This window comes from Streptomyces sp. NPDC088097, from assembly GCF_044741845.1.
Lineage (GTDB): Bacteria > Actinomycetota > Actinomycetes > Streptomycetales > Streptomycetaceae > Streptomyces.
This window is the reverse complement of the sequence record NZ_JBIUTJ010000010.1, coordinates 219,912-246,844: the sequence shown is the minus strand read 5'-3', so window position 1 is coordinate 246,844 and position 26,933 is coordinate 219,912. Positions and strand designations below refer to the sequence as shown.

The following is a 26,933-nucleotide window of genomic DNA, read 5'->3' as shown; positions in this document are numbered from 1 at the left end:
ATGGCCTGGCTCGCCGGCTGCCGACGCCTCCACCGTCGCTACGAACGCAAAGCCGAACACTTCCTCGCCTTCACCAGCATCGCCTGCACCCTCATTTGTTACCGCAGACTCACCAAATGAGATGACTTCTCAGTGCGCGCCGCCGTTGAGCTTCACTCCGCCGAGCAGCGGGGACGCCTGGGTGGCGCCGTTCGCGAGGCCCAGCACCTCACCGGGGGCGTCGTTGCGCACCTTGTTCACGCGCTGGGCGGTGTCGAAGACCTTGCCGACGTTGTCGCCCTGCTCGGCCAGGCCGTTGTTGACGGTCTGGGGGAGCGCCTCGGTGACCGGACCGACGGCGTTCAGCGCCTCGGTGATCCCACCCGTCGCGCTCATCGGAGGCATCGCGGCGGGGACGTCCGTCGCGAAGGCCGGGGACGCGGCGCCGAGGGCGGCGACGGATCCGACGACGACAGCGGCGACCTTGGAAAGCTTCATTATCGAAATCCTCATTCTTTTCGATGGCAGAGGTGTCGGCGGCGACCGTCGCGCCGCTTTCGCCCTGGGTAACGATCGCCCGCCGCTGCGGAAACGCCGGCGGGGCGTACGTCAAACGGCCGGAGAATCCGACGAGGGATTCTCCGGCCGATATTTCTTCTGATTACCGGTATTCCCGGTCAGGCGATCCGGGACCGCCGGTACAGAATCGCGCCGCCCAGGACCAGGGCCGAGGCGAGGGCCGCGGCGGCCCCGGCCTGACCCGCTCCGGTGGCCGCCAGCTCCGGGGCCGTCGCCACGGCGGGCGCGGGGGCGACCTCCGCCGGCGTGACCACCGAGGGGGCGGGGGCCGGCGCCGGCGGGGGCGCGGGAGCCGGGGGCAGGGTCACCGGGAGGTCGCCGGCGGGGGCCGCCGGGGGCTGGTCGGCCGGGACCGCCGGAGCGGCCGGCGCCGCCGGGACGACGGGGGCCTCCGCCACGGGCGCGGGCACCGGCGCGGGCCGCTCCACGGGCAGGCTGCCGTGCGGCGGCCCGGGAGCGGGAACCTCCGCGGGCGGCGCCGGGGCGGGGGCCGGGAGCGTGTGGGGCTGCTCCTCGGGCCGCGGCGGAACCTCCTGGACCGGGGCGGGAACGGGGGCGGGCTGCACCTCGGGCGCGGGGACCGGAACCGGAGCCGGCAGGGGCACCGGGTGTTCCGCGACGGGGCCCGGCTGGTGCGCGGGCCGCGGCTCGGGGTTCGGCTCGGGCTTCGGGGGCGCGGGCGGCGCCGGGTGCGGATGCGGGGTCGGGTGCTCCGCGTGGGGGGCCGTCGGGGTCGGGTGGTCGTCGCACTCCTCCTCGCCCCCGCTCTCGGCGGAACCGCCGTACGCGTCCTCCTCGTGGCGGGGCGCGGCGTGCCGCGGGGCCGCGTGCCGGGGGGCGTGGGCGCGGGGTTCCCCGTCACCGCGCTCGGTTTCCCGGCGCTGCTCGGGCAGCGCGTGACGGCCGCTCCCGCGCTCGTCGAGGTAGCGCTCGAAGGCCTCGGCGTTCTCGGGGCTGAGGTAGCGCTCGTAGTCGTGGTGGGTGTCGGAGCCGGTCGTGGTGACGCAGGTGTTCCCCATGGAGGGGTTGAGCGCGGCGCCCCCGTCCACGCTGTTGCCGCAGACGTTCGGCGCGAAGGTGATCGGTACCGAGACGCTGTTGCCGGCCAGCACGCCCGGTGAGTGCGAGGCCTCTGACATCGCCCCGGGATGCGCGTAGGCGGCGCCGGCCGCGATCGACAGCAGGCTGGAGGCGGCCGCGGCCGTGAGCACCCCCTTGCCCAGTACCTGTCGGCTCAGTACCTGTCGCATGGGTCGTTCCCTGTCTACCGGCGCTCGGGCCGGTGCTGAATCGAAGGTGGCCTCGGAGTGCACCGCCGTGCACTCCGAGGCCACCACGAGGAGGTCCGCCCTGGCGGGCGCAGGTGCTGCGTCAGTCGTTGACGCAGGTGTTGCCGAACGCGGGGTTCAGCAGGGCGATCACGTTGACGGTGTTGCCACAGACGTTCACCGGGACGTGCACGGGAACCTGGATGAGGTTGCCGGACAGGACGCCGGGAGAACCCGCGGCCTGACCCTGTGCCGCGGAGTCGGCCATGGCGGGGGCGGCGGCACCGGCGGCCATCAGGACGCCGGCGGCCAGCACAACTGCCTTCTTGTACGTCATTTTGTTTCGATCCTTCCCGCAGAGGTCTATCCGCTGCACCAATGACAACGAGTGGCTCCGGGAAAAGAAACCGAAGTTTTTCGGGGGGTGTCCGGCAATTCACTCCGATGCCCTCGGAGGCCCTTGCGTGAAATTCCGCAGGGGATTTATGCGGGGGAATTGGGGTGCCCGACATGCGGCGAGGCCGCCGCGACCCGAGGGTGCGACGGCCTCGCGGGCGCGGTCTGCGGTCAGCTGCCGGCGGAGGCGTTGCCGGAGAGGACCGGGATGTTGCTGAGGATGTGCGAGAGGGCCTCGTCACCCTTGGCCTGGGTGGAGTTCTCGGTGCACTGCTGGTTCTGCGGGCTGGACAGGACGGGGATGTCCTGGACGCCGACGTTGACCAGGGCGAGGATCGACTGCACGTTGGCCTTGGCCGGCAGGGCGATGCAGGGCTTGTTGAACGAGCCCTGGATCAGCGCCATCTGGGGGCTCATGTTGCCGTAGGTGGCCTGGTTGCCGTAGATCTGCGCGGCGTTGTTGCCGTTCGCGGTGTTGATGCCGTTGTCGTTCCCGATGGCCATCGCCTGGGGGGCCATGGCGGCACCGAGACCCACGACGGAGGCGGCAACCGCTGCGCCGGCCACAAACTTCTTGATCATTATCGTCCCTTTTTTGCAGGATTGCCCGGTACTGGAGCACCAGGAACAACGCCCGTCCCCCCGCTCGGGTTGCGTGACTTCACTCGGATGCCGACGTTTCGGGCCACGCGGTTGACGCTCGGGCGTTCAGGCGGGTGTTGCCGGACGAGGGGTTCGGCAGGGCGGATCCGCCCGCATTTGTTTTCGGTTCGAGCAATGGTGCACCGCATAACGACCCGCCCGGGGGGAGGGTGCGTGCCATCGCCCAAAAGGCCGTACGAGCGAGTCCGGCGTGATTTCCGGCCTGATTTCTGACAAAGTTCACTCCTGTTTTGCCCCCTTGATCGAAAATGGAGACAGGGCATGGGTTCCTCCCGCAGAATCCTCGGCACACTCGGCCTGCTGTCCTGCCTCACGCTTTCCGCCCACGTCCCGACGGCGGGGGCCGCGGCCCCCGCCGCGCAGCGCGAAGCGACCCGCGTTCCCTTCACTCAGCGTTACCAGGCCGTCCAACACGGAGGGCTGGTCAGGGCCTCCAACTCCGCCATCGGCTGCCGCCGGGTGGAGACCGAGCGGGCCGAGCCGTGCGAGGAGGTCGCGAAGGGGGCCGCCGGGGTCAACGGCGACTACGAGATGTTCTACGACGAGGTCGACAAGGACCCCGACACCTACAACTCCACCCGGGCCGAACTCCGGGTGCCGCGGGGCGCGAAGGTCTCGTACGCCCGGCTGTACTGGGGCGGGAACCTGCGGGTGGGGGAGCAGAAGCCGCCGGAGGACAGCGGGCGGGTGCTGGTCGCCGAGCCCGGGGGCGCGTACAAGGAAGTGCTCGCCGACACGGTGATCGGGCACCGCAGCGACGCGGGCAGCGATGCCTACCAGGCCTCCGCCGACGTCACCCCGATGGTGCGCAGGGGCGGGACCGGGATGTGGACGGTCGCCCAGCTCAACATCGCCATGGGGCACTCCGAGGTGGGCGCCTGGGGCGGCTGGACCCTGGTCGTCGCCTACGAGCACCCGCAGGAGCCGGTGCGCCGGATCTCGCTGTGGGACGGCTTCGAGTCGCTCGCGGCCGGGGCCGGCGAGGCCGCCGGGGAGACCGTCGAGCTGGCCGGGCTGGACGTGCCGGCCGGGGCCTCGGGCCGGGTGGGCGTGGTCGCGTACGACGGGGACCGGGGGGTCCTCGGTGATTCACTCACGGTGACCGCCGACAGTGGTCGCCGGGTCAGCATCAGTGATGCGGAAAATCCTTTTAATGATGTTATGAATTCCACGATCACGGAATTCGGACGTCACCCGTTCGTGCGACAGCCCGAACATATGAATAATCTCGGATATGACGCTGATGTGTTCGATCTGAGTCCCGCCCTGTCCGGTGGCGCCCGCAGCCTGAGTTTCAGGTTCACGGGCGAAAGCCAGGGTCAATTCCTCGGCGTGCTCTTCGTTCAGACAGACGCGCGCCGCTGAACGCAGGAGACCACTCCACGTGCACGAACAACCCGCTTCAGCCTCTCCCGATCCCTCCCCCTCCCCGGCCGCGCCCAGGCGGCCCCTCACCGTCCTGCACCTCTCCCAACCCGTCGACGGCGGCGTGGCCCGGGTCGTGACCGACCTCGTACGGGCACAGACCGCGGCCGGGCTGCGCGTGGTCGTGGGCTGCCCGACCGGCGGCTCCCTCGCCGACACGGCCGCGGCGGCCGGCGCCGAGGTGCTCACATGGCGCGCCGGGCGCTCCCCGGGTCCCGCGCTGCCCGCCGAAGTCCTCGGCGCCGCCCGGCTGGTGCGCCGCGTACGGCCCGACCTGCTGCACGCCCACAGCGCCAAGGCGGGCCTGGTCGGGCGCCTCGCCGTACGGGGCTCCCTGCCCACGGTGTTCCAGCCGCACGCCTGGTCCTTCGACGCGGTCGGCGGGGCCACCGCCGCCCTGGCGCTGCGCTGGGAGCGCTTCGGCGCCCGCTGGGCCGACCGGGTGCTCTGCGTCAGCGAGTCCGAACGCCGGGCCGGGGAGACCGAGGGCATCACCGCCCGCTGGACGGTGGTCCGCAACGGCGTCGACCTCGACCACTTCCGCCCCGAACACCCCGACCGCGACCAGGACCGGGCCCGGGCCCGCGAGGCGCTCGCGCTGCCCGCCGACTTCCCCGGCGAGGGCCCGCTCGTGGTCTGCGTCGGCCGGGTCTGCCCCCAAAAGGGCCAGGACGTGCTGCTGCGCGCCTGGCCGGAGCTGCTCGGAACCGTCCCCGACGCCCGCCTCGCGCTCGTCGGGGACGGCCCCGACGCCGAGCGGCTGCGGCGCGGCGCGCCACCCCGCGTGCTCTTCGCCGGAGCCGCCCGCGACATCCGACCGTGGCTTCGGGCCGCCGATCTCGTTGTACTGCCGTCGCGGTGGGAAGGCATGGCGCTCGCCCCGCTCGAAGCCATGGCCTGTGCTCGACCGGTCCTGGTCTCCGACGTCAGCGGTGCCCGGGAGAGCCTGCCGGCCGGCCAGGGACGGCTCTGCCTGGTGCCGCCGGAGGACCCGACGGCCCTGGCCAAGGCCCTGGGGCGGCTGCTCTCCGAACCGCGGCTGCTCGCCGAACTCGGGGAGCAGGCCCGGCAGCACGCCCGGACGGACTGCGACGTGCGGCGGACCACGGACGCGGTCACCGGCCTGTACCACGAACTGCTGGGCAGGCCCCGGCCCTTGAACCAGGAGCGCATCAGCCGATGACGATGGACAGCGCACCCGCCCGGCACACCGGGCAGGGCGGTACGGGGCCCGCCGGCGGCAGCGCCGCCTTCGCGCCCGCGCCCGCGGCGGAAGCCCGCCGCGCGGTGACCGCCATCCACCCCCCGCGCGGTCCCCGCGCCGTCCGGGCACGGCCCGCCGTCCGGCCGCAGCGGGTCCGCCGCCGTGGTGGGACCGCCCCGCTGGTGGCCTCCGACGCGCTGGCCGCCGCCGTCACCGTCGCGGCCCTGTCCGGACCCCGGCTCCCGCTCCTGGCCGCGCTGCCCGCCGCCGCCGCGCTGACCGCCCTGCACGCGCGGGCCGGGCTCTACCGGCCCCGGCTCGCGCCCTCCGCTCTGCTGGAACTGCCCGCGCTGCTGGGGCGGGCGACCGTGCTCTGGTGCGGGGCGGGCGCCGTACTCGCCGCCGCCGCGCCCGGCAACGGCCTGGACCGGGGCCTCGACTGGGGCACCCTGCTCGGCGCCGTCTGCCTCCAGGTCGTCCTGGTCTGCGCGGGACGCGGCCTGGTGCACCAGCTGCGCCGCCGCTCCGCCCTGCGCCGTCCCGTCTCCGCGCTCGTCGTCGGCCCCGGGGACGGCGCCGGGGCGGTCGCCGCCGCCCTGCACGGCCGGCCCGAATACGGGCTCAGGCCCGTCGGGATCGTCGGCGCGGACGCCCCCGCCGACGGGGAGGGCGGTCCGCTGCCCGTCCTCGCCACCCATGAGGACGTCCGGCGCGCCGTCATCCAGAACTCCGTCCGGGACGCCGTCTTCACCCGGCCCCCCGAGGCCGACGAACGCACCGCCTCCCTGGTCCGCCTCTTCCACGACCACGGCTGCCGGCTCTGGCTCGCCGACCCCGCGGGGACCGCCAAGGTCACCGGCATGCGCGTGGCGCAGCCCGCCGACCAGCTGTGGGGGTACGCCGTCCAGCCGCTCCTGCCGCGCCCCGCCCGGCTGCTGGAGCGGTCCGCGAAGCGGGTCATCGACTCCTCCCTCGCGGCCGTCGCCCTGCTCGCCGCCGCCCCCGTGATGGGTCTGTGCGCGCTCGCGGTCCGGCTCTCCGACGGCCCCGGGGTGATCTTCCGCCAAGAGCGGGTCGGCCTCTACGGGCGGCCCTTCACCCTGCTCAAGTTCCGCACGCTGAGCGCCGACGCCCACGAGTCGGCCACCCGCTGGACGGTGGCCGGCGACCGCCGGATGAGCCCGATCGGCTCCTTCCTGCGCAAGTCCTCGCTGGACGAGCTGCCCCAACTGTGGAACGTCGTAAGGGGTGACATGAGCCTGGTCGGGCCCCGCCCCGAACGGCCCTTCTTCGTCGCCAAGTTCAGCAGCGTCCACCCGGGCTACGAGGCCCGCCACCGGATGCCCGTCGGGATCACCGGGCTCGCGCAGATCAACGGGCTGCGCGGGGACACCTCCATCGAGGACCGGGCCCGCTTCGACAACCACTACATCGACACCTGGTCGCTGTGGCAGGACCTGTGGATCCTCGCCCGGACCGCGGCCTCCTTCTTCCGCTTCCGGCTCGGAGGGAGTTGAGCCATGAGCCTCGCCGCACCCCGCCCCGGGGCCGGAGTCCTCGCGCGCCTGGACGTACCGGGCCTGCTGCGCCGGCACTGGCCGCTGCTGCCGCTCGCCGCGACCGTCCTGTTCCTCCTCGCACCGCTGCCGGCGGGCGATGCCGCCGCCTCCGGCAAGGTCGGGCCGGCCGACGCCGCCTCGCTGCTGTTGGCCCTGGTCTGCGGGGTGCAGGCGCTGCGCGGCCGGGTGCGGACGCTGACCCCGCTCGGGGTGCTCGTCCTCGGCGCCCCCGGGGTCGGGCTCGCCGTCTCCACCATGACCGCCGCGGACCCGTACGCCGCCCTGCCGGGCTTCGTGCGCTACCTCCAGGTCTTCGTGCTGGTCCCGGCGGCCGTGGTGCTGCTGGTGCGCGACGCCCACGAGTTCCGGCTCGCCGCAGGGTGCTTCGTGGTGCTGGGCCTGGTCCAGGGCGCGGTCGGCGTGATCCAGTTCGCGACCCACACCGGCGCCTCCTACCAGGGCGCGGACATCCGGGCCGTCGGCACCTTCGGCCCCGGCGACGTCATGGGCATGGCCACCGTCGTGGCGTACGGGCTGATCGTGGCCACCGCCGCCGCCCTCGCCGTCGGGCTCCCGCCCAAGGTCCGGCGGATCGCCGGGGGCTGCGCGTTCGCCCTGGTGGTGCCGCTCGTGCTGTCCTTCAGCCGGGGCGCCTGGATCGCCACCCTCGGGGCGGTCGTGCTGGTCATGGTCATGGCCGGGATCCGGCGGGCGCTCAAGGTGCTCGTCGCGCTGGCCGCGGTGGGCGTGGTCCTCGTCGGCGGGCTCGGAGTGGGCTCCGAGATGGTCGCCGAGCGGCTGACCTCGATCACCCAGGTCTCCAGCGCCCCCGACCAGTCGGTGACCGACCGCTACACGATGTGGGCCGCCGCCGAGTCCATGTGGCGCGAGCGCCCCGCCGTCGGGGTGGGCCTCAAGGGCTTCCCCGCCAACCGGGACGGCCACTCCTCCCTCGGGCTCTCCTCCGGCAGCGACACCGCGGGCGCCGGACAGGCCTTCATCAAGCAGCCGCTGCTCTCCCCGCACAACATGTACCTCCTCGTCCTGAGCGAGCAGGGGTTGATCGGCCTCCTCGCCCTCGCCGGCGGCTGGGCCGCGGTGCTCGTCGCCGGGCTGCGCCGGTACGCGGCCGGCGAGGGCATCCGCGACTGCGGGCTGATCGCGATCGGTCTCCTCGTCTGGCAGCTCACCGACTTCCTCTACGCCGACATCGGAGGCCCGTCCACCGTCCTGACCGGTGTGATCGTCGGCCTCGCCGCCTGGTGGGCGCTGCCCTCCGGGGACGGCGCGGGGTTCGGCGCCCGCGTCTCCGGCCGGCCGGCCCCCGACGGGCCGGCCGCCCGGTGACCGACACCACTCCCTGGCGGCGGGCCAGGCCGCTTCCCCCGCGCCCACGACCCCGCCCGGCGCCCGGCGCCGGGCACAGGGGGCGCCCGGGCCGGGCGAGGGCTCCGGCGGCGCGGGAGGTTCCGCACCCGGTTCCCCCGGGGGCGCTCCCGCCCCGCTCGGGCGGTTCCTCGCCAAGGCCGCCGCCGTCACCGCCGGACTGAGCGTCGCCGGCGCGGTGTTCGGACTCGTACGGGACCAGACCATCGCGCACCTCTTCGGGGCCGGCCACGACAGCGACGCCTTCCTGATCGCCTGGACCGTGCCCGAGATGGCCTCGACCCTGCTGATCGAGGACGCCATGGCCCTGCTGATGGTCCCCGCCTTCAGCCACGCGCTGGCCCGGCGGGCCGCCGGCCGGGCCGGGCTCACCCGCCGGGAAGCCCGCGCGGCCGACCCCGTACGCCTGCTCGTCGCGGCCACCCTGCCCCGGCTCGCCGTCCTCCTCGCCGCCGTGGCCTCCGTGCTCGTCGTGGCCGCGCCGCTCGTCGTCGGCGTCCTCGCGCCCGGCCTGCCCGATCCCGAACTGGCCGTGCAGTGCACCCGGATGACCGCCCTGACCGTGCTCACCTTCGGCGTCGCCGGATACTTCAGCGCCGCCCTGCGCGCCCACCGCTCCTTCCTGCCGCCCGCCGCGATCTACGTCGCGTACAACGTCGGGATCATCGCCACGATGGTCGCCCTCCACACCCTGTGGGGGGTACGGGCCGCCGCCGCCGGGGTCGCCGTCGGCGGCGCGCTGATGGTCCTCGTCCAACTCCCCGCATTCATCCGCAACGTCGGCTTCGGGCCCGCCCGCGCCAAGGGCGCCCCGCGCAACCAGCGCGACCGCGACCGGCCGACCCTGATCGCCTTCGGGCTCATCGCCCCCGTTGTCTTCTTCGCCGTCTTCCGCCAGTCCCAGGTCCTCGTCGAGCGGTTCCTCGCCGCCTCCCTGCCCCCCGGCGCCATCTCGCACCTCAACTACGCGCAGAAGGTCGCGCAGATGCCGATGGTGCTCTCCCTGATGATCTGCACCGTCACCTTCCCCGTCGTGGCCCAGGCCATGGCCGGCGGAGAACGGGAGAAGGCCCGGCGCCGGGTGGAACAGGACCTCGCCCTCGCCTCCCTGGCCGTGCTCATGGGCAGCGCCCTCGTCATCGGCTACGCCCCGCAGATCATCCAGGTCCTCTTCGAACGCGGGGCCTTCACCCACCGCGACACCCTCGCCACCGCCGACGTCATGCGCGTCTACGGAGTCGGACTGCTCGGCCACTGCCTTGTCGGGGCGCTCTCCCGGCCCTTCTTCTCGACCGCCCGGCCCACCTGGTTCCCGGCGCTCGCGATGGGCGCCGGGCTGCTCGTCAACATCGTGGCCGGGGCCCTCGCCGTCGGCTGGTGGGGCACCTACGGGATCGCCGCCGCCAACGCCGCCGGCATCTCCACCACCGCCGTCCTGCTCCTCACCGGACTCGGCTCCCGCATCATCGCCATCCACGTGCGCCGGGTCGCCGTCAGCATCGGACGCCTCGCCGTCTCGGCGGCCGCCGCCTGCGGCACCGGTTGGCTCGCCGGGCCGATGATCCCCGACCCGCTGCTCAGCGTCGCCCTCGGCTGCCTGCTCGTCCCGGCCATGTTCGGGGCCACCGGCATGGCCATGCGGGCCATCGAGGTCACCGCACTCCCCGGGCAGCTCGAACGGCTCAACGCACAGCTCCGCTCCCAGCTCACCCAGCTCACCCAGAGGTTCCGCAATGTCCGCTGACACCGACACGGCCCCCGTGGCCGTGCGGGGCCCCGCCCGCCGGAGCCCCTCCCCGTGGGTCCTGATGTACCACTCGGTCACCGAGTTCACCGATCCCGCCGAGGACCCGTACGGGATCACCGTCACCCCTCGCGCCCTGGAGACCCAACTGCTCTGGCTGCGCTCCCGGGGCCTGCGCGGAGTGTCCGTCGGCGAGCTGCTGCGCGAACGTGCCGCCGGTCGCGGCCGGGGCCTGGTCGGGCTCAGCTTCGACGACGGCTACACCGACTTCCTCACCACGGCCCTGCCCCTGCTGCGCCGCCACCACTGCACCGCCACCCTCTTCGTCCTGCCGGGCCGGCTCGGCGTGGACAACGTGTGGGACCCGCTCGGGCCCCGCAAGCCGCTGCTCACCGCCGAGGGGATCCGCGCGGTCGCCGCCGCGGGCCAGGAGATCGGCTCCCACGGCCTCCTCCACCAGGACCTCACCACCACCCCCGACGACGTCCTCCAACAGGAACTGCGGGGCAGCCGCGACCTGCTGCGCGAGCTGACCGCGACCCTCCCCGCCGGCTTCTGCTACCCCTACGGACACCTCGACACCCGCGTGGTGGAAGCCGCCCGCACCGCCGGGTACGCCTACGCCTGCGCCATCGTCCCCGGCCCGCTGACCGGCCCGCACGCCCTGCCCCGCACCCACGTCAGCCAGGCCGACGGACCGGCCCGCCTACGGATCAAGCAACTGCGCCACCAGGCGCGCGAGCTGCGGCGGACGGTGCTCCGATGAAGGACGTCAAGGCCCTCCACGTGATCACCGGACTCGGCGTCGGCGGCGCCGAGCAACAACTGCGCCTGCTGCTGCGCCACCTGCCGATGCACTGCGACGTCCTCACGCTGACCAACCCCGGGCCGGTCGCCGAAGGGCTGCGCGCCGACGGGGTCCGGGTCGTGCACCTGGGCATGCGCGGCAACCGCGACCTGGGCGCGCTGCCCCGGCTCGTCCGGTTCATCCGCCACGGCCGCTACGACCTGGTCCACACCCACCTCTACCGGGCCTGCGTCTACGGGCGCATCGCCGCCCGGGCCGCCGGGGTCCGGGCCACCGTCGCCACCGAACACTCGCTGGGCGCCGCCGAGATCGAGGGCCGCCCGCTCTCCGCCGGGGTCCGGGCCCTGTACCTGACCGGCGAACGCCTCGGCGCGGCCACCGTCGCCGTGTCCGACACCGTGGCCGCCCGGCTGGAGGCGTGGGGGGTCCCGGCCCCCCGGATCCACGTGGTCCCGAACGGCATCGAGGCCGCCCGCTTCCGCTTCGACGAGGGCGTCCGCCGCGCCACCCGGTCCCGCACCGGGCTGCCCGAACGGGCCTTCGTGGTCGGCGGCGTGGGCCGGCTGGTGCCGGGCAAGCGGTTCGACGTACTCGTACGGGCCGTCGCCGCGCTGCCCGGAGCGCACCTGCTGCTCGCCGGGGACGGGCCGGAGCGGGCCGCGCTGCGGCTGCTGGCCGCCGAGCTGGGCGCACAGAGCCGGATCCACCTCCTCGGCGAGCGGGACCCGCTCGGGGACAGCCCCGACGGGCGTACCCCCGGCATCCCCGCCCTGCTGGCGGCCATGGACGTCTTCGTGTCCCCGTCCAAGGAGGAGGCGTTCGGTCTGGCCGTCGTCGAGGCGCTGGCCGCCGGGCTCCCCGTCCTGCACGTCACCTGCCCCGCCGTCGACGACCTCCCCGCCGGCGAGGCCCCCGGCGCGCGGCGCATCGGCCCCGGCACCGAGGAACTCGTCGCCGCCCTGCGCGGGCACATGGAGGCCGGCTCCCGCCGGCTCCCGCCACCGCCCGTGGCGCGCCGGTACGACATCGCGCGCAGCGCGGAGCGGCTCCTGCCCGTCTACGAGATCGCGCTGGCCGGGCGCGGCACGGCGGCCGGGGCGGGCCCCTCGCGGGCCGTCCGCGCCGGGAGCGGCTGACCCCCCCCGTACTCCCACTCCGGCCGGGTCAACGGCCGGACGAACGCACTCCCCTCCACCCAGGAAAGGGCACCGCACATGGCCGACACCGCCGACCAGAAGAAGTCCGACCACCGTTCCGGCAGGAAGCGCCGGCTGCTCCCGCCGCCCGCCTGGTGGCCCCTGCCCGCCTGCGCCCTCCTCGGGCTGGCGGCGGGCGGAGCGTACGGGGTGCTCAAGGCCCCCGAATACGCGGCCACCGGCTACGTGGTCGCCGTACCCAACGAGACCACCGAACCGGCCACCGCCCTCGGCTTCGCCCAGGCCTACGGCCGCATCGCCACCAGCAGTTCCACCCTCGCCTACGCCCAGCCCCGCGCCGGCATCGGGCCGCGGCAGCTGCGCACCCAGGTGCGCGCCGAGACCTCCCCCGACTCCCCGATGATCGCCATCACCGGCACCGCCAAGAGCGCCTCCGAGGCCGCCGACATCGCCAACGCGGTCGCCGACGCGCTCACCCTGAGCAGCAACCAGGCCGCCAAGAACACCGGCGTGCAGCTGCTCCTCTTCAACCAGGCCGTCGCGCCCTCCGAGCCCGCCTCGCCCTCCGCCGCCATCAGCGGGGCCGTCGGGCTGTGCGCGGGCGGGCTGCTGGGCGGGCTGTGGCTGCTCGCCCGGCCCGGCCGTCGCAAGGGGGACGGGCCGGCGCACGCGCCGGTCGAGGAGTACGCCACGCTGCCCGCGCAGGGTGAGCACGCCGAGACCAAGGAGAAGGAGTCCGTGCGATGACCGGGGGCTCCACCGGGGCCCTGTCGGTGACGCTGTGCCGCGACCCCCGACAGTTCGCCGCGCTGGAGGAGCCGTGGAACCGGCTCGTCCGCGCGTGTCCCTCCGCCACCCCCTTCCAGAGCCACGCCTGGCTGCACTCGTGGTGGCTGTCCTACGGGAAGGAGGGCCGGCTGCGGATCGTCCTGGTGCGGCGCGGCGGGGAACTCGTCGGCGCGGCCCCGCTGATGCTCGTGCACCGGCCGCTGCCGCGGCTGGTGCCGCTCGGCGGGCCGATCACCGACTACTCCGACGTGCTCGTGGCCGCCGGGGACGGCGAGCAGGTCGTCCCGGCGCTGGCGCGCGGCCTGCACCGGGCCGCCCGCAGCGCGGTCGTCGACCTGCGCGAGGTCCGGCCCGGTGCGGCGGCCGAGGCCCTGTTCGAGGCGTGGCCGGGCGTGTCGAGCAGGCTGGCCGACTCCACCTGCATGGAGCTGCCCGCGCTGCCCTTCGACGAGCTGGTCAAGCGGATGCCGGCCTCCGGGGCCCAGCGGGTGCGGGCCAAGCTGCGCAAGACCGACGCCGCCGGGATCGAGGAGCACGAGGTCACCGAACAGGAGGTGCCGCAGGCCGTACGGACCCTGCTGCGGCTGCACGAGAAGCAGTGGCGCGGTCGCGGGGTGACCCCCGAGCACCTGCGGCCCCGCTTCGCCGAGCACCTGACCCGGGCCACCCGGCGGATGGTGCGGGCGGGGGAGGGGCGGCTGACGGAGTTCCGGCTGGACGGGAAGGTGGTCGCCGCCAACGTCACCCTGCTGTCGGCCGGGCTCAGCGGCGGCTACCTCTACGGAGCCGACCCGGACCTGCGGGAGCGCAAGGTGGACGTCGCCACCCTGCTGCTGCGCTACGAGGCCGGCCGGGCCCTCGCGGACGGCCGGCCCGTGGTGAGCTTCCTGCGCGGCAACGAGCCGTACAAGAACCACTGGCGGCCCGAGACGGTCGTCAACCAGCGCCTCCTGCTGGCCACGCACGCGCTCGCGCCCCTGCTGCGACTGCACGAGTCGCAGATCTCGGGGCGCGAGCGGGCGGTGGACGCGCTGCGCGAGGCGCTGCCGGCCGCCCGGGACTGGCGCGCGCGGCTCAACGAACTGCGCGTGCGGTGACCCGTCCCGGGGGGTCGGACGGACGGGTCCTAGAAGGGCCAGAGGCCGGATTCCTTGCCCCAGTCGAGCTTGACGCAGACCGCCTGGTTGCCGACCAGCTTGGAGAGCCACTCCCCGAAGTTGAGGGGGACGCACCACTGCTTGCTGTTGGTGGGGGGCTTCGGCGCGGGCGGCTGCGGCTTGGGCACGAGCGGGCTGGGGACGGGGGCCGGGGACGCCGGCGCGGACACCTCCGGGGAGGGCGCCGGAGGGAGCACGGGCGGTACGGAGACCTCCGGAGTCGGGGTGGGGCTCGGCTCGACGACGGGCGGCTCGACGACCGGCGGGACGGGGACCTCGGGCGTCGGGGTGGTGGGTGCGGGCGTCGGCGTGGGGTCGACGAGCGGCGGGACCGAGGGGGTCTCGGGGCTCGGGACGGGCGCCGGGGTGGGCACCTCGGGCGCGGGCACCGACGGGGTCGGGACCTGCGGGGTCGGGATCGCCGGGGTCGGGACCTGGGGCTTCGGGATCTCGGGCTTCGGGATCTCCGGCGTGGGCACGGACGGGGTCGGGACCTGCGGGGTCGGCACGGCGGGGGTGGGGACGACCGGCGTCGGGACGACCGGGGTCGGGACCACGGGCGTCGGGATCACGGGCGTCGGGACCACCGGCGTCGGGACGACCGGCGGGACCTGCGGGGTCAGCGCCTCGCGGAAGACCCGCGAGGAGTCCGGGTTCTGCTTGCACTGCCAGACGCCGTGCGGGCAGTAGTCGGTGATGGTGTGGTAGATCGGCTTGTGCTGCTCGATCCACTTCAGCATGCGCCGGACGTACTCCGGGTTGTCCCCGTTGCGGAACAGCCCCCACTCCGGGTACGAGATCCGCTTGCCGTGTGCCTTCGCGAAGTCCACGTGCTGCTGGAGTCCGTACGGCTGGCTGATCTGCTCGTCGAAGGTCCGGCCGGGGGCTTGGTCGTAGGAGTCCATGCCGATGATGTCGACGACGTCGTCACCGGGGTAGCACTTGGTCCAGCCGATCGCGTCCGTACCCCTGTTCGGGGCGAAATCGAACTTGAACTCCTGGCCGGGCACCGCGCGCATCGCGTTGACGACGCGCTTCCAGTACGCCTTCCAGTTCTCCGGGTCCGGCCCGCAGCGGTGGGTGTAGGTGGTGCCGTTCATCTCCCAGCCGAGCACGATCACCGTGTCCGGCACGCCCAGCGACACCAGCCGCTCGGCCAGCTTCGTGAAGTGCGCGTCGTTCTGGCCCTCCGCGCCCTCCCTGATCAGCCGGGCCACCTGCCGGTCGGGGATCCGGCCCTCGTTGCGGGCCTGCATCGGCACGTTGAGGACGAACATCCGGTCGTCCCCGTCCTTGCGCCACGCGGCCCAGTCGGCGAGGAAGGAGACGTTCCCCTCGATGCCGGCCCACTGGTCGCCCGGGAGGTAGGTGTGGCCGACCCGGATCTCCTTGCCGCCCAGCCAGCGCGACAGGGTCGGGATCCGGGCGACGCCCTGGGGACCGAAGTCGAGATAGGCGCCCATCGCGATGTCGGAGCCCTGGGGGAGGTCCTCGTCCGGCGCGGTGAGCGCGGCGCCGGTGGCCAGCAGTCCGGCCGTGACCGTACCGATGCAGGTGCTCGCCAGTCGGCGGCGTGTTCTGGGCATGGCGTCTCCCGAGCTTTCCTGAACCGGTGTGCTTACCAAAGACGTTAGGCATCACATCTGACGAATGGCCTGTCCGATGGCCGCTGCGTAGGCCATTCGCAGGTGCGCATCCATCCCGCTTGGTCCGACTAGGTGAAAGACACCGTTTCCATGCACGCGTTCGCCAACCATGTGCCCGCCGTTCTGCTCCGACTCGATCGCAATCCGTTCCACCACGGAACCCTCGGCGCCGTCAGGTCCCTTGGGCGCAAGGGCGTGGAGGTCCATGCCGTCGTCGAGGCCGGGGGAGGCCCCATGGGACGTTCGCGGTACCTGCGCGCCACGCACCCGGGGCCGGAGGGCGGCATCGACCCCGAGGCGCCGGAGGCCTTGCTGGAGTGTCTGACCGCGGTGGCGGAGCGGATCGGCCGGCCGGCCGTGCTCGTCGCCATGGACGACCTCAGCGCCATCGCCGTCTCCCGCATCGGCCCGAAGCTGACGGACCGTTTCCGGATCCCCCATCAGCCCGACAACCTGCCCGCCCGGGTGGCCGACAAGGCGGAGCTCGCACGGCTGTGCGCCCGCTGGGACGTCCCGCACCCGGAGACCGTGATCCCGGCGGGCGGGGCCGAGGCGGCCGAGGCCGCCTGGCGGCTGGGGCTGCCGGTGGTGGCGAAGTGGAGCCGGCCCTGGCTGCTGCCCGCCGGAACCGGACTGCGCAGCACCACCCTGGTGCACACCGCCGCCGAGGCGCGGCGGCTGTACGAGCGCACGGACGAGGCCGGGAGCCGGCTGCTGCTCCAGCGGTTCCTGCCCGCCGGGCCGGACACCGACTGGTTCTTCCACGGGGCCTTCACCCGGGGCGGGCACCCGCTGCTCGCCGGTTCGGGCCGCAAGGAGCTGTCCTGGCCGGTGCGGACGGGGCTCACGGCCGTCGGGCGCTGGCTGCCCGACCCGGCGGTGGAGGAGGCCGGGCTGCGGCTCGCCGAACGCCTGGGCTATCAGGGGATCCTGGACCTGGACTTCCGCCGGGACGAACGGGGCACCTTCCGCCTGGTGGACTTCAACCCGCGCCCCGGAGCGCAGTTCAGGCTCTTCACCGACGACTCGGGGCTCGACGTGGTCCAGGCGATGTACCTGGACCTGACGGGGCAACGGGTCCCGGAGCCCTCGGGCGGTCCGGGCCGGGTGTTCGTCGCGGAGAACTACGCGCTGCTGGCCGCCGTACGGGGACGCTCGCTGCCCCGGCGCCGGCCCCCGACGCTCGCCCCGGTCCCGGCCCCCGCGCCCGCGTCCGGCAGGGTCGCGGCCGCGGCCCCCGTACGGCGGGCGGCGCGGGGGGAGCGGGGGCGGACGGAGGCGGCCTGGTTCGCCGCCGACGACCTCGGCCCCTTCGTGGCGATGCTCCGGGCCTTCCTGGGGCGGGGACTGGACAAGGGGGCCCGTGCCCTGCGCGGGGTGCCGCAGCAGGGGCGGCGCACCGCCCGCGCGGTGCGGGCGCCCCGTCAGCGGGGCAGCGAACGGCCGGCGTCCCCGGCCCCGCAGGCCCCGCCGGAGGCTTCGGCCGAGCCGGACGAGCTGGTGACCCGGTGACGATCGAGCTGGAGGTGCGCCCGTGAGGCGGATGGAGGACCTGGTGGTGGTCGGCGCAGGCCCGTACGGGCTGTCGATCGCCGCGCACGCGGCCGCGGCCGGGCTCGGGGTGCGGGTGCTGGGGCGGCCCATGGCCTCCTGGCGGGACCACATGCCCGAGGGCATGTACCTCAAGTCGGAGCCCTGGTCCTCCAACCTCTCCGCGCCCGGCGGGCGGCACACGCTGGCCGACTTCTGCGCGAGCCGGGGCGAGAGCGCCGAGCACGGCAGCCCGCTGCCGATCGGCACCTTCAGCGCGTACGGCCTCTGGTTCGCCCGGCACGCCGGGATGCCGGAGGTGGAACAGGCCACGGTCACCGAGGTGGTCCCCGAGGGCGGGGGCTTCCGCGTCGGCACCGCCGAGGGACCGCCGGTGCTGGCCCGTACGGTGGCCCTCGCGGTCGGGGTGATGCCCTTCACGCACGTGCCCGAGCCCCTGCGGGAGCTGCCCGAGGGGCACTGGTCGCACAGCAGCGGCCACCGGGAGCTGAGCTCGTTCGCCGGGCGGGAGGTGGCCGTCCTGGGGGCCGGGCAGGCCGCCCTGGAGACCGCCGCGCTGCTCGCCGAGCTGGGGGCCCGGCCCTCCCTGGTGGCCCGGCGCACCACGCTGAACTGGAACTCCGTCCCGCAGCCCCTGGCGCGACCGCCGCTGCGGGCCCTGCGCGACCCGCACAGCGGCCTGGGCACCGGATGGCGCAGCTGGGCCTGGTCGGAGCTGCCGTGGGCGGTGCGCCGGCTGCCCGCGTCGACCCGGGAGCGGATCGCCGCCACCGCGCTGGGGCCGGCCGGGGCCTGGTGGCTGCGGGAGCGCTTCGAGCGGCGCGTGCCGGTGCTGCTGGGGCACCGGTTGCACCGGGCGGTCGCGGTGGGCGGGCGGACCCGGCTCGCGCTGACCGCGCCGGGCGGAGGGGCCGTCGTACTGGACACCTCGCACGTGATCGCGGCGACCGGCTTCGCCCCCGACCTGCGGCGCCTGCCGCTGCTGGACGCGGGGATGCGGGCGGCGCTGGCCACCGTGGGCGGCGGCGGGAGCCCCGAGCTGAGCGCCCGCTTCGAGTCCTCCTGGCCCGGACTCTTCTTCGCGGGGCTGCTGACCGCTCCCTCGTTCGGCCCTTCCATGCGATTCGTACACGGTGCGGGCTTCACGGCGGGGAGACTGGTCAAGGGGGTCCTCGGACACCTCGGTTCCCGCCGCCCGCCGGCGGGTTCCTCCGGCGGTCCCCGTTCGATCGGGGCCGCCGCCGGGCATCCCGACACGTATGGACGCTGAACTTCTACGCTGAACTCCACCGGTGAGAGGGGTCCGCGATGGGCGCGGAGCGAGCACAGGGCGGTCGTGGCTGGGTGCGCATTCCGGCCAGCCGCGCGGAGCAGTCCCCGGCGCGGCCCGCCGGGCCCGCCGGGCCGGGCGGCCCGTCCCGGGCGGCGCCCTACGGCTCCGCGCCGTACGGGTCGCCGCAATACGGCTCCGCGTCGTACGGGTCCCCGCAGTACGGGTCCCCGCAGTACGGGGCTCCCGGCTCGTACGGCTCCTTCGGCGCGGGCGATCCGGCCGCCATCTACCTGGCCCTCGTCAAGCGCTGGCGGGAGGCCGGGCGGACCCTTCCGGGGCATCCTGACGAGGAGTGGGAACGGCTCATCTCCCAGCCGTGCTGGCCCGGCCGTTAGGTGGTGTGACGCGTGGCAGCGGCGGAGCACGACAGGCCCCCGCACAGCGGGGCGGACGGGTCCGGCCGGCCTGACCCGTCGGGCGGCGCGGGCGGAACCGCGAGGGTGACCGGTCCGGGCGAGCGGCTGGCGCTCAACGGCATGGGCAGCTTCGAATGGGACCTCGACGCGGGCACCCTGGACCTGGACGAGGCCGGGATGACGGTCTTCGACCTGGACCCGGCGGAGTTCGACCGGACCCCCGAGGGCCTCGGGGTGCGGATCCCGCCCGAGGACTCGGCGCGGCTGGCGGACTCCGTGATCGGGGTGCTGGACGACGGCGGCGACACGTACGGGTCCTACTTCACGGTGCGCCGGCGCGACGGGCGCGACCAGTGGACGCACACCCAGGGCCGGGTGCTGCGGGATTCCGACGGGCAGCCCCTGCGGATCGTCGGGATCGTGCGGGACGCCACGGCGGAGCTGGCGCACGCCACCGTGCTGCGGAAGCTGGAGACGGCGCGCACCCAGCAGGCGGCCATCGTGCAGCGCACCACGGACGCCCTCTCGCGGGCGGTGACGGTCGACGACGTGACGGCCGCCCTGACCGGCGTGGGGGCGCTGGAGCGGCTCGGCGCGGAGGGGCTGGCGCTGGGACTGGTCGAGAACGACGCCATCAAGATCATCGCGCTGAGCGGGGAGTCCCTGGAGATCCTCAGCGAGCGCCAGTTCACCCGCATGGACGGATCGCTGCCGCTGTCGCAGGCGGTGATCACCAGGAAGGCACGTTTCGTCACCTCCCTGGCCGAGCTGGCGCAGGAGTTCCCGGCGCTCGCCGACTACCTGAACCGGATCCAGTACGACGCGGCCGCCTACCTCCCGCTGATCGCCCAGGCCAAGGCCATCGGCGGGCTCGTGCTCTTCTACCGGCGGCGCACCGACTTCAGCCCCGAGGAGCGCAACCTCTGCCTGGGCCTCGCCGGCATCGTCGCCCAGTCCCTCCAACGGGCGCTCCTCTTCGACCAGGAGCGCGAGTTCGCCACCGGCCTCCAGGCCGCGATGCTGCCGCGCCGGATCCCCGAGATCACCGGCGGGGAGATCGCCGTGCGCTACCACTCCGCCTGGAGCGGGCGGGAGGTCGGCGGGGACTGGTACGACGTGATCGCGCTGCCCCGCGACCGGGTCGGGATCGTAGTGGGCGACGTACAGGGCCACGACACGCACGCGGCCGCCATCATGGGCCAGCTCCGCATCGCGCTGAGGGCCTACGCGGGCGAGGGGCACCCCCCGTCCACCGTCCTGGCGCGGGCCTCGCGCTTCCTCGCCGAGCTGGACACCGAACGGTTCGCCACCTGCATGTACGCACAGGTGGACCTGGAGACCGGCAGCGTACGGGCGGTCCGCGCGGGCCACCTCGGGCCGCTGATCCGGCACACGGACGGGCGTACGGGCTGGCCCAACGTGCGCGGCGGACTGCCGCTCGGCCTGGCCACCCTCTTCGAGCGCGAGGAGTTCCCCGAGACCCGCCTGGACCTGGTGCCCGGCGAGACCCTCGTGCTGTGCACGGACGGCCTCGTGGAGGAGCCCGGAACCGACATCTCCCAGGGCATGGAGGCCCTCGCCCACGCCGTCCGCAGCGGCCCCGAGGAGGCCGGGGCGCTGGCAGACCACCTCTCGGACCGGCTGTGGGAGCGCTGGGGCTCCGGGGACGACGTGGCCCTCCTGGTCCTGCGCCGGGCCCCGGACCCGGGGACCCACCGGGCCCCGCGCATCCACCAGTACGTCCACCAGGCCGACCCGGAGGGGCTCTCCGAGGCCCGCTACGCCCTGCGGCTGGCCCTGCGGGACTGGGGCATGTCCGAGCTGGCCGACGACATCGAGCTGGCGGCGGGGGAGCTGCTGGTCAACGCCCTGCTGCACACCGACGGCGGGGCGGTGCTGACCATGGAGGTGCTGCCGGAACCCGTCCGGCGGATCCGGCTGTGGGTCAAGGACCGCTCCAGCGTGTGGCCGCGCCGGCGCACCCCGGGCGAGGCGGCCACCACCGGGCGCGGACTGCTGTTGGTGGACGCCCTGGCCACGCACTGGGGGGTGGAGTCCCGGGGCGACGGGAAGGCCGTCTGGTGCGAGTTCGACGTCGCGAGCACCCCGCGCGGCGACGGGTGACCGGTCGGTCACTCCGAGTTGTGGGGCGCCCGGCGCGGGGTGATGATGCGGCCATGGAACCGAAGCTTGTTCTTCTCGTCGCGGGGAGCGTGCCGTGCGCCGTCTGAACCGGGGCGCGGTCACGGGCCTGCTGGCGGCCCTGCTGCTGGTGGCCGGGGTGCCGACGGTCGTGGACTGGACGACGGGGCGCCCGCACGCGGCCCCCCGGTGCCAGACCATCGCGTTCATGTCCATGACGGGCGAGGCACCCGCCTGCCGTTGAGGCCCGCCCGCCGTTGAGGCCCGCCCGCGCTGAGGCCCGCGTGCCGGTAGCGGCGGCTACCGACCGACGGGCGCACGGCGACCGGACGGTGTCAGCGGTGGTCGCTCACCTGGACGTCCCGCTCGTCGAAGGCGACCTGGTCCACCGCGCGGGGCAGCAGCCCGCCGCCGTAGTGGATCTCCTGCAGCTCGGCCTGCACGCGCGCCCCGCCCTCGTGGATCCCCGGGGTCAGGCGCAGGGTGCCGTGGGCCGCCCACTCGTGGTCGCGGCCGTCGCAGACCGCGTCGCCCGCGCCGAGACCGAGGCGGATCCGGTCCTGGATGACGGTCGCCCTGATCTGAACCGCCCCCACGGGTGACGCGGGCTCGCACCGGTAGGTGCCGGAAAGAGTGATCGTTCCGTCCCGGGCGATGTCGACCGCCGGGTGGACGGAGATCGCCTGCTGGTAGACGGTCGCGGCGGCGGGGGCGGCGAACAGGGCGGTCGCGGCAAGGGCGGAGAAGGCCGAGAGGGCCATTCGGCGGGCGGGCGTACGCATTCTTCCTCCAGATGGGTGCGGGGGGCGGCATTCCGCCGGAACGCATTGTGCTGGCAGATGGCGGGCAACATCTCGCACCCCGGCTCCGGGCCGCTCGTGTCGGTGTGTGCAATTCTCCGCTCGGGCGCGTGAGACTGGCCGAAATGCCTCCCGGCCTTTTCGTCCCGCCCCGGTGTTCCGCCTCCGTCGCGGCCCCGTGTTCCGCCGTTTCGAATCCCCGTCGCCCCGTCGCCCCGCTTTTCCGCCGCCCGGCCTTCCTGCTCGCAGTTCCCCGAAGGGGTTCCCGCATGCGTCAGCCCGTTTCCGTACTCGCCGCCGCCCTCCTGCCCTTCCTGCTGCTCGGCGCCACCGGCTGCCAGAGCGCCTCCGAGGGGGCCGCGCTCGCCCCCGCCGCCGCGCCCGCCGTCCCGATCGACGACGGGGCGCCCGGGGCCGAGGAGGACCCCGCCACGCCCGAGGGCCCGGGGGCGGCCCGGGCCGCGAAGGACGCCCGTGTGGGTGACTCCGTACGGGTGCGGGGGCGCGAGGTCGGCCGCCACCTCCAAGCGGTGCTGGCCGCGTACGTGGACCCGGCGGTCAGCGTCGAGCCGAACTACGCGCCGCCCTCGGGCAAGCGCTGGGTGGCCGCCTCGATGTCGTTCGTCAACGTCGGGGGAGCCTCGTACGGGGCGCTCGGGCGCATGTGGGCGTACGACAGCGCGGGCAAGCGGCACCCGGCGGTGCGCACGGGCGAGCTGACCACCGGCAAACCGCTCGTCTTCGATTCCCTCGCGGTCGGTGAGCGGGCCGAAGGATGGGTCGTGTTCGAAATCCCGGAAAAGCTCCGCATTGTGCGGCTCCAGTACCAGGACACGAACATGCAGGCGAATTCCGGAGGTGGATACTGGACGGTCTAGCCCGCCCGGGTGAAAGGCCGTGAAAGGGCCGGGCGGTGGAGCACTAAGGTGCCGCCCATGACTTCAACGCAAGCCGAAATCGACCGTACTCAGCTCGGCACCCTTTCGGTGCTCGCCTGGATCGGCGACCCCTCCGAGGGCCACGACATCCCCTACCTCCTCGCCTACACCCTGGGCGACGGCCCCCAGGGCCGCGCGGCGGGCGAGGCGGCGGCCCGCGGGCTGCTGGAGGAGATCGGCCTGCCGATCGGCGACATGGTCATGGACGGCACCCGCAGCCCGCGCACCTTCGCCGTGCAGATCGTCCTCGCCGGCAACCAGGTCGCGTTGACCCTGCCCGGCCTGAACGCCACCTGCACCGCCCCCGACGAGTGGGTCGAGGCGGCCCAGGAGAGCGGCCGGGCGTACTTCCTCTTCGCCACCCGGGCCTGGCCCGAGGCGGTCCCCGGCAAGCCCGTCGCCCCCGAGGTCCTCCAGGCCTTCGCCGGCGACGAGGCCGTGCTGACCGGCAGCGCCCACTGCGTGCTGACGGTGCAGACCCTCCAGCGCTGACGGGGGCGTTCTCCGGCCGCCGGGCCCCCAGCCCGCCCGGCGGCCGGTCACCCCCCCCGCCCATCTGTGGTCGCTCCCCCTCGTCAGGGGCGTTCGAAGGCGAACCGGAGGGATCGGACCCGGTTGTCGAAGTTCGATCCCGCCAGATCGGGCAGCCCCACCGCCCGCAACCCCACCGGCCGGGTGAGCAACTCCCGGAACAGGGCCCTCATCTCGACCCTGGCCAGGTGCGCGCCCAGGCAGAAGTGCGGTCCCCCGCCGCCGAAGCCCAGGTGGGGGTTGGGGGAGCGGGTGATGTCGAAGCGGTCCGGGTCGGGGAAGACCGCCTCGTCCCGGTTGGCGGAGGCGTAGTACAGCACCACCTTGTCGCCGGGCCGGAACAGGTGCCCGCCCAGGCGGTGTTCGGCCGCGACCGTGCGGCGGAACTGGATGATGGGTGTGGAGTGGCGGATCATCTCGTCCACCGCGCCGTCCGCGTACTTCTCGAAGTCCGACAGCAACAGCTCCCGTTGGTCCGGGAAGTCGGTCAGCAGGGCCAGCCCGTGGGTGATGGCGTTGCGGGTGGTCTCCACCCCGGCCACCATCAGAAGGCTGAAGAAGGCCCCGAGTTGACGGGCGCCGAGTGCCTGACCGTCCACGTTCGCGCAGACCAGTGCCGAGATCAGGTCGTCGGTGGGGTGCTTGCGCCGCTCCCGGCCGATGCCCGCGACCATCCGCTGCATCCGGGCCAGCGCCCGCAGTCCCCGACCGGGCATCCGCAGGCGCGCCGCGAGGTCCCGCTCCACGCCGATGTTCTCGGAGGCGTGGTTGACCCGGTCGGAGATCTCCGCCCGGTAGTGCTCGGGGATGCCCATCATGTTGCAGATGACCTCCAGGGGCAGCCGGGAGGCCACCGCGGAGACGAACTCCTCGGGCCCTTCGGCCAGTACGTCGTCCACGATCCGGGCCGCCACCGCGTGGATGTCCTCCTCGGCCGCCGCCAGGAGGCGGGGGGTGAAGGCCCGCTGCACGACCTTCCGCAGCCGCGCGTGGTCCGGGCCGTCCAGGTTGACCATGGAGTCCCCGAACAGGGCGCGCACCCAGCGGGGCGGCTCGGGCGTGGTGACCCCGGGGGCGCTCGCGAACACCTTCGGCAGCCGGCTTGCCTCCTGTACCTCCGCGTGCCGTACGAGGGCCCAGTGGCCGGCTCCGCCGCCGCCCTCGGGGACGAACGCCGGTCCGTCGAGGGCGCGCAGGCGGGCGAACGCCGCCAGCCGGCGCTCCGGGGGGAGCTGCCAGAAACCCGGCTCGGCCAGTTCCCTGCCGGTGGCCCCGCCGTGCCGTGGTGGGGGGAGTGTCATGGCCTGCCTCTTCCTGAGCCCGTCGTACGTGTCGCCCCGCGCGCGGTCCGACCGCCGCGGGCGCGCTGTCCTGCGCTGGAGAACGCCGGGGGCGGCGCGGGGTGACGGCCTCGGGTCGGGCGTGCCTCAGGCGGTGGCGTAGTGCGCCTCGTGCCCGCCTCCCCGTACCGCCAGGGTCAGGCCGACGGCCACGGTGACCGCCGCCACGAGGCCCGCGTAGAAGACGGCGTACGCGCCCGTCCAGGTGCAGCAGAGCACCGCGAGGGCGGAGACCGGGAGCACCAGTTGCTGGGCGGCGCCGCGCTTGAAGTGGCGGGAGTGCAGGAGCCACACCATCATCAGGAACAGGGCGCTGGGGACGGTGACGGCGGCGTTCGCGGCGATCTGGGAGATGTGCGCCTTGCCGACGGCGTGCTCGACCGCGACCTCGATGCCCGCGCCGATCGCCGCGCCCGCGGCGAAGACCAGCAGGTGGCCGTAGCCCCACGGGATCGCGTCGCGGTTGGTGTGCAGCCGCTGGTGCATCGGCACCGCGAAGTAGATCCACCAGGCGGCGAAGACGATCAGCAGCCCGCCCGCCGCGATGGGCAGCAGTTCGCCCAGGGCCTCGTGCTCGTCGAGGGCCGACTTCACGGCCACGGTGCTCGCGGCGATGGTCTCACCGAGCACGATGATGGTGAACAGGCCGTACCGCTCCACGATGTGGTGGGCGTGCCAGGGGGTCTGGTGATGGCGCTCGGCGATCACGGGGACCAGCAGTTCCAGCACCACCATCAGGAAGAAGAGCCAGCGCTTGGAGTTCGCCGGGGCGAACAGCAGCCCCACCCAGCCGGCCTGGCAGAGCATCAGCCCCACCGCGTACTGCAGGGCCGCCGTGCGAGCCGGACCGCTCTCCCCGGCGGCGGCGCGCAACCACTGGGCGGTGAGCGCCACGCGCATGATCAGGTAGCCGATGACGGCCACGGTCCAGTCGTTCTGGTCGAAGGCGCGGCTGACGCCCGCCGCGTAGACGAGGACGCCGGCGATCTGGACGAGCGTGGCGATGCGGTACGGGACGTCGTCGCAGTCGTAGGCGGAGGCGAACCAGGTGAAGTTCATCCACGCCCACCACACGCCGAAGAACACGAAGAAGTAGCCGAGCACCCCCGTCCCGGGATGTCCTTCGGCCAGCGCGTGCACCAGGCGCTGGCCCGCCTGGGCGATGGCGACGACGAAGCAGAGGTCGAAGAACAGCTCCAGCGGGGTCGAAGCCCGGTGGCTCTCGTCCCGGCTGCGTGCGGTCATGGGTACGTATGTCATACCGCCCAGGAGATCAGGGCCCCGACGGCTACGCGGCGAGGCGCGCGGCCCGCGACCTCCGGGTGCCCCGCCCGGACTCGTGGGCCTCGTAGCGGGCCAACACCAGGCGGGCGACCCTGGGGTGGTCGGCCAGCGGGTCGGACACCGTCCAGGCGTCCGACGCGGCCAGGGCGCGCGTGAAGCGGCCCGGGGCCAACAGGTGCGCCGCCACCGCGATCCGCTCGTGCCCCGCCGCGCGCAGCGCGGAGACGGCCTCGGGGACGGTGGGGCCGGCGGAGGTCAGGTGGGCGGGGACCACGGGGACGGCCGGGCCGGGCGCGCGGTCGTACTCCAGCAGGGCGGCCAGGCGCTCCGCGCAGTGCGCCGTGCCGGCGTTGCCGCCGGGGCGCGAGGAGCCGGCGCCCGCCACGACCACCGCGTCCGCGCGGAGCCAGGCACCGCGGCGGCGCTCGGCCTCGCGGAGGCGCTCGTACAGGGCCAGGGTGATCTCCCGCTCCCCGCTGAGGCCCTCGGTCAGGACGCAGTCCGTGCCCTCCAGGACGGCCGGGACGTCCACGCGCCGGTGGTAGCCGTCGCCGAGCAGCAGCGGGACCACCACGGCGTGGGGGTGCTCCCGGACGACCTCGGCGAGGCAGGGGCGCTGGACGTCGAGGTGGCCGACGACCGCGCGGATCCCGCTCAGGGCCTCGATGGCGGCGGTGAGCCGGCGGACGGTGGCGGCGGCGGCAGGTGCGGCGCTGCCGTGCACGGCGAGGACGAGCATCCGGTGCCTCCCGTTCGTGGTGCGCGATCCTGGTTCGCGTCCCTTCCACGCTAGGGCGGCGCGGGGCGGCCCCGAGCCGGCCCAAGGGCCTCCGTCGCAGGCCACAGGTCCTGTGCGGAAGGGGCCCGGCGGCCCCCGCGGGCGGGCCCTTTTCGGCCC

25 protein-coding genes and 1 pseudogene are annotated in these 26,933 nt (G+C 74.3%); 17 read left to right on the top strand and 9 right to left on the bottom strand.

The features are described from left to right. Positions 1-120, top strand: a pseudogene (locus ACIOD1_RS25810) (IS5/IS1182 family transposase); the annotation flags it as partial. Positions 121-129: 9 nt separating this feature from the next. Here the strand turns inward: ACIOD1_RS25810 and ACIOD1_RS25805 are convergent. The 4 genes from ACIOD1_RS25805 to ACIOD1_RS25790 form a co-directional block, all read right to left on the bottom strand. Beyond that, positions 130-477, bottom strand: coding sequence for a hypothetical protein (locus tag ACIOD1_RS25805; protein ID WP_365626476.1), 348 nt, complete (start codon positions 475-477; stop codon positions 130-132). A gap of 179 nt (positions 478-656) precedes the next feature. Further along, positions 657-1,808, bottom strand: coding sequence for a chaplin (locus ACIOD1_RS25800; RefSeq protein ID WP_401904857.1), 1,152 nt, complete (start codon positions 1,806-1,808; stop codon positions 657-659). A gap of 121 nt (positions 1,809-1,929) precedes the next feature. Beyond that, positions 1,930-2,163 carry a chaplin gene (locus ACIOD1_RS25795; protein WP_365626482.1) on the bottom strand — a complete coding sequence of 78 codons (234 nt, stop codon included), beginning with the start codon at positions 2,161-2,163 and terminating at the stop codon, positions 1,930-1,932. 230 nt (positions 2,164-2,393) lie between these two features. Beyond that, on the bottom strand, positions 2,394-2,804 hold the full coding sequence (locus ACIOD1_RS25790; RefSeq protein WP_365626485.1) for a rodlin: 411 nt from the start codon (positions 2,802-2,804) through the stop codon (positions 2,394-2,396). A 342-nt stretch (positions 2,805-3,146) separates the two neighbouring features. On the opposite strand from ACIOD1_RS25790, the gene ACIOD1_RS25785 reads away from it, so the two are divergent. The 9 genes from ACIOD1_RS25785 (at position 3,147) to ACIOD1_RS25745 (ending at position 14,054) form a co-directional block, all read left to right on the top strand. Next, entirely contained in the window at positions 3,147-4,250 is a 1,104-nt protein-coding gene (locus ACIOD1_RS25785; RefSeq protein WP_365626488.1) for a DUF3344 domain-containing protein, read from the top strand. Positions 4,251-4,269: 19 nt separating this feature from the next. Next, positions 4,270-5,493 carry a glycosyltransferase gene (locus ACIOD1_RS25780; RefSeq protein WP_401904853.1) on the top strand — a complete coding sequence of 408 codons (1,224 nt, stop codon included), beginning with the start codon at positions 4,270-4,272 and terminating at the stop codon, positions 5,491-5,493. Between the two features lie 2 nt (positions 5,494-5,495). Further along, positions 5,496-7,031 (top strand): exopolysaccharide biosynthesis polyprenyl glycosylphosphotransferase, encoded by a 1,536-nt coding sequence (locus tag ACIOD1_RS25775; RefSeq protein WP_401904880.1) that lies wholly within the window; start codon positions 5,496-5,498, stop codon positions 7,029-7,031. 3 nt (positions 7,032-7,034) lie between these two features. Next, a complete protein-coding gene (locus ACIOD1_RS25770) occupies positions 7,035-8,420 on the top strand; it encodes an O-antigen ligase family protein (RefSeq protein ID WP_401904852.1) in 1,386 nt (461 codons plus the stop codon). 13 nt (positions 8,421-8,433) lie between these two features. Beyond that, a complete protein-coding gene (murJ, locus tag ACIOD1_RS25765) occupies positions 8,434-10,203 on the top strand; it encodes a murein biosynthesis integral membrane protein MurJ (RefSeq protein ID WP_401904878.1) in 1,770 nt (589 codons plus the stop codon). Continuing rightward, the gene (locus ACIOD1_RS25760) at positions 10,193-10,969 is read left to right on the top strand and encodes a polysaccharide deacetylase family protein (RefSeq protein WP_365621239.1); all 777 of its coding nucleotides are present in this window, start codon (positions 10,193-10,195) and stop codon (positions 10,967-10,969) included. Before murJ ends, ACIOD1_RS25760 begins: the two co-directional genes overlap by 11 nt. Continuing rightward, positions 10,966-12,147: a glycosyltransferase gene (locus ACIOD1_RS25755; protein WP_365621236.1), complete on the top strand. Its 1,182-nt coding sequence runs from the start codon at positions 10,966-10,968 to the stop codon at positions 12,145-12,147. Before ACIOD1_RS25760 ends, ACIOD1_RS25755 begins: the two co-directional genes overlap by 4 nt. A gap of 78 nt (positions 12,148-12,225) precedes the next feature. After that, a complete protein-coding gene (locus ACIOD1_RS25750) occupies positions 12,226-12,915 on the top strand; it encodes a lipopolysaccharide biosynthesis protein (protein WP_365621233.1) in 690 nt (229 codons plus the stop codon). After that, positions 12,912-14,054 (top strand): GNAT family N-acetyltransferase, encoded by a 1,143-nt coding sequence (locus ACIOD1_RS25745; protein WP_365621230.1) that lies wholly within the window; start codon positions 12,912-12,914, stop codon positions 14,052-14,054. The genes ACIOD1_RS25750 and ACIOD1_RS25745 overlap by 4 nt, the downstream gene beginning before the upstream one ends. Positions 14,055-14,083: 29 nt before the next feature. Here ACIOD1_RS25745 and ACIOD1_RS25740 read toward each other — a convergent pair whose 3' ends face one another. Next, a complete protein-coding gene (locus tag ACIOD1_RS25740) occupies positions 14,084-15,700 on the bottom strand; it encodes a glycosyl hydrolase (protein WP_401904848.1) in 1,617 nt (538 codons plus the stop codon). Between the two features lie 294 nt (positions 15,701-15,994). Here ACIOD1_RS25740 and ACIOD1_RS25735 point away from each other — a divergent pair, with 294 nt between their 5' ends. From ACIOD1_RS25735 to ACIOD1_RS25715, 5 genes are all read left to right on the top strand, one after another. Next, positions 15,995-17,272, top strand: coding sequence for an ATP-grasp domain-containing protein (locus tag ACIOD1_RS25735; protein WP_401904846.1), 1,278 nt, complete (start codon positions 15,995-15,997; stop codon positions 17,270-17,272). A gap of 31 nt (positions 17,273-17,303) precedes the next feature. Then, positions 17,304-18,581 carry an NAD(P)-binding domain-containing protein gene (locus ACIOD1_RS25730; protein ID WP_365621306.1) on the top strand — a complete coding sequence of 426 codons (1,278 nt, stop codon included), beginning with the start codon at positions 17,304-17,306 and terminating at the stop codon, positions 18,579-18,581. Between the two features lie 38 nt (positions 18,582-18,619). Then, positions 18,620-18,979 carry a hypothetical protein gene (locus tag ACIOD1_RS25725; RefSeq protein ID WP_401904843.1) on the top strand — a complete coding sequence of 120 codons (360 nt, stop codon included), beginning with the start codon at positions 18,620-18,622 and terminating at the stop codon, positions 18,977-18,979. 141 nt (positions 18,980-19,120) lie between these two features. Then, entirely contained in the window at positions 19,121-21,124 is a 2,004-nt protein-coding gene (locus tag ACIOD1_RS25720; protein ID WP_365621303.1) for a SpoIIE family protein phosphatase, read from the top strand. A gap of 94 nt (positions 21,125-21,218) precedes the next feature. Continuing rightward, the gene (locus ACIOD1_RS25715; protein WP_365621218.1) at positions 21,219-21,386 is read left to right on the top strand and encodes a hypothetical protein; all 168 of its coding nucleotides are present in this window, start codon (positions 21,219-21,221) and stop codon (positions 21,384-21,386) included. 91 nt (positions 21,387-21,477) lie between these two features. Here ACIOD1_RS25715 and ACIOD1_RS25710 read toward each other — a convergent pair whose 3' ends face one another. Beyond that, on the bottom strand, positions 21,478-21,924 hold the full coding sequence (locus ACIOD1_RS25710; RefSeq protein WP_365621215.1) for a DUF6299 family protein: 447 nt from the start codon (positions 21,922-21,924) through the stop codon (positions 21,478-21,480). Between the two features lie 287 nt (positions 21,925-22,211). Here ACIOD1_RS25710 and ACIOD1_RS25705 point away from each other — a divergent pair, with 287 nt between their 5' ends. Then, positions 22,212-22,820 carry a hypothetical protein gene (locus ACIOD1_RS25705; RefSeq protein ID WP_365621212.1) on the top strand — a complete coding sequence of 203 codons (609 nt, stop codon included), beginning with the start codon at positions 22,212-22,214 and terminating at the stop codon, positions 22,818-22,820. Between the two features lie 57 nt (positions 22,821-22,877). After that, on the top strand, positions 22,878-23,372 hold the full coding sequence (locus tag ACIOD1_RS25700; RefSeq protein WP_365621209.1) for a DUF5949 family protein: 495 nt from the start codon (positions 22,878-22,880) through the stop codon (positions 23,370-23,372). Between the two features lie 83 nt (positions 23,373-23,455). Here ACIOD1_RS25700 and ACIOD1_RS25695 read toward each other — a convergent pair whose 3' ends face one another. The 3 genes from ACIOD1_RS25695 to ACIOD1_RS25685 all read right to left on the bottom strand — a co-directional run bounded on the left by ACIOD1_RS25695 (position 23,456) and on the right by ACIOD1_RS25685 (position 26,774). Further along, positions 23,456-24,712, bottom strand: a complete 1,257-nt coding sequence (locus tag ACIOD1_RS25695) for a cytochrome P450 (RefSeq protein WP_365621206.1) — start codon at positions 24,710-24,712, stop codon at positions 23,456-23,458. A gap of 126 nt (positions 24,713-24,838) precedes the next feature. Then, a complete protein-coding gene (locus tag ACIOD1_RS25690) occupies positions 24,839-25,996 on the bottom strand; it encodes a low temperature requirement protein A (RefSeq protein WP_401904840.1) in 1,158 nt (385 codons plus the stop codon). A 43-nt stretch (positions 25,997-26,039) separates the two neighbouring features. Next, on the bottom strand, positions 26,040-26,774 hold the full coding sequence (locus tag ACIOD1_RS25685) for a CbiX/SirB N-terminal domain-containing protein (protein ID WP_365621200.1): 735 nt from the start codon (positions 26,772-26,774) through the stop codon (positions 26,040-26,042). Between the last annotated feature and the right edge of the window lie 159 nt (positions 26,775-26,933).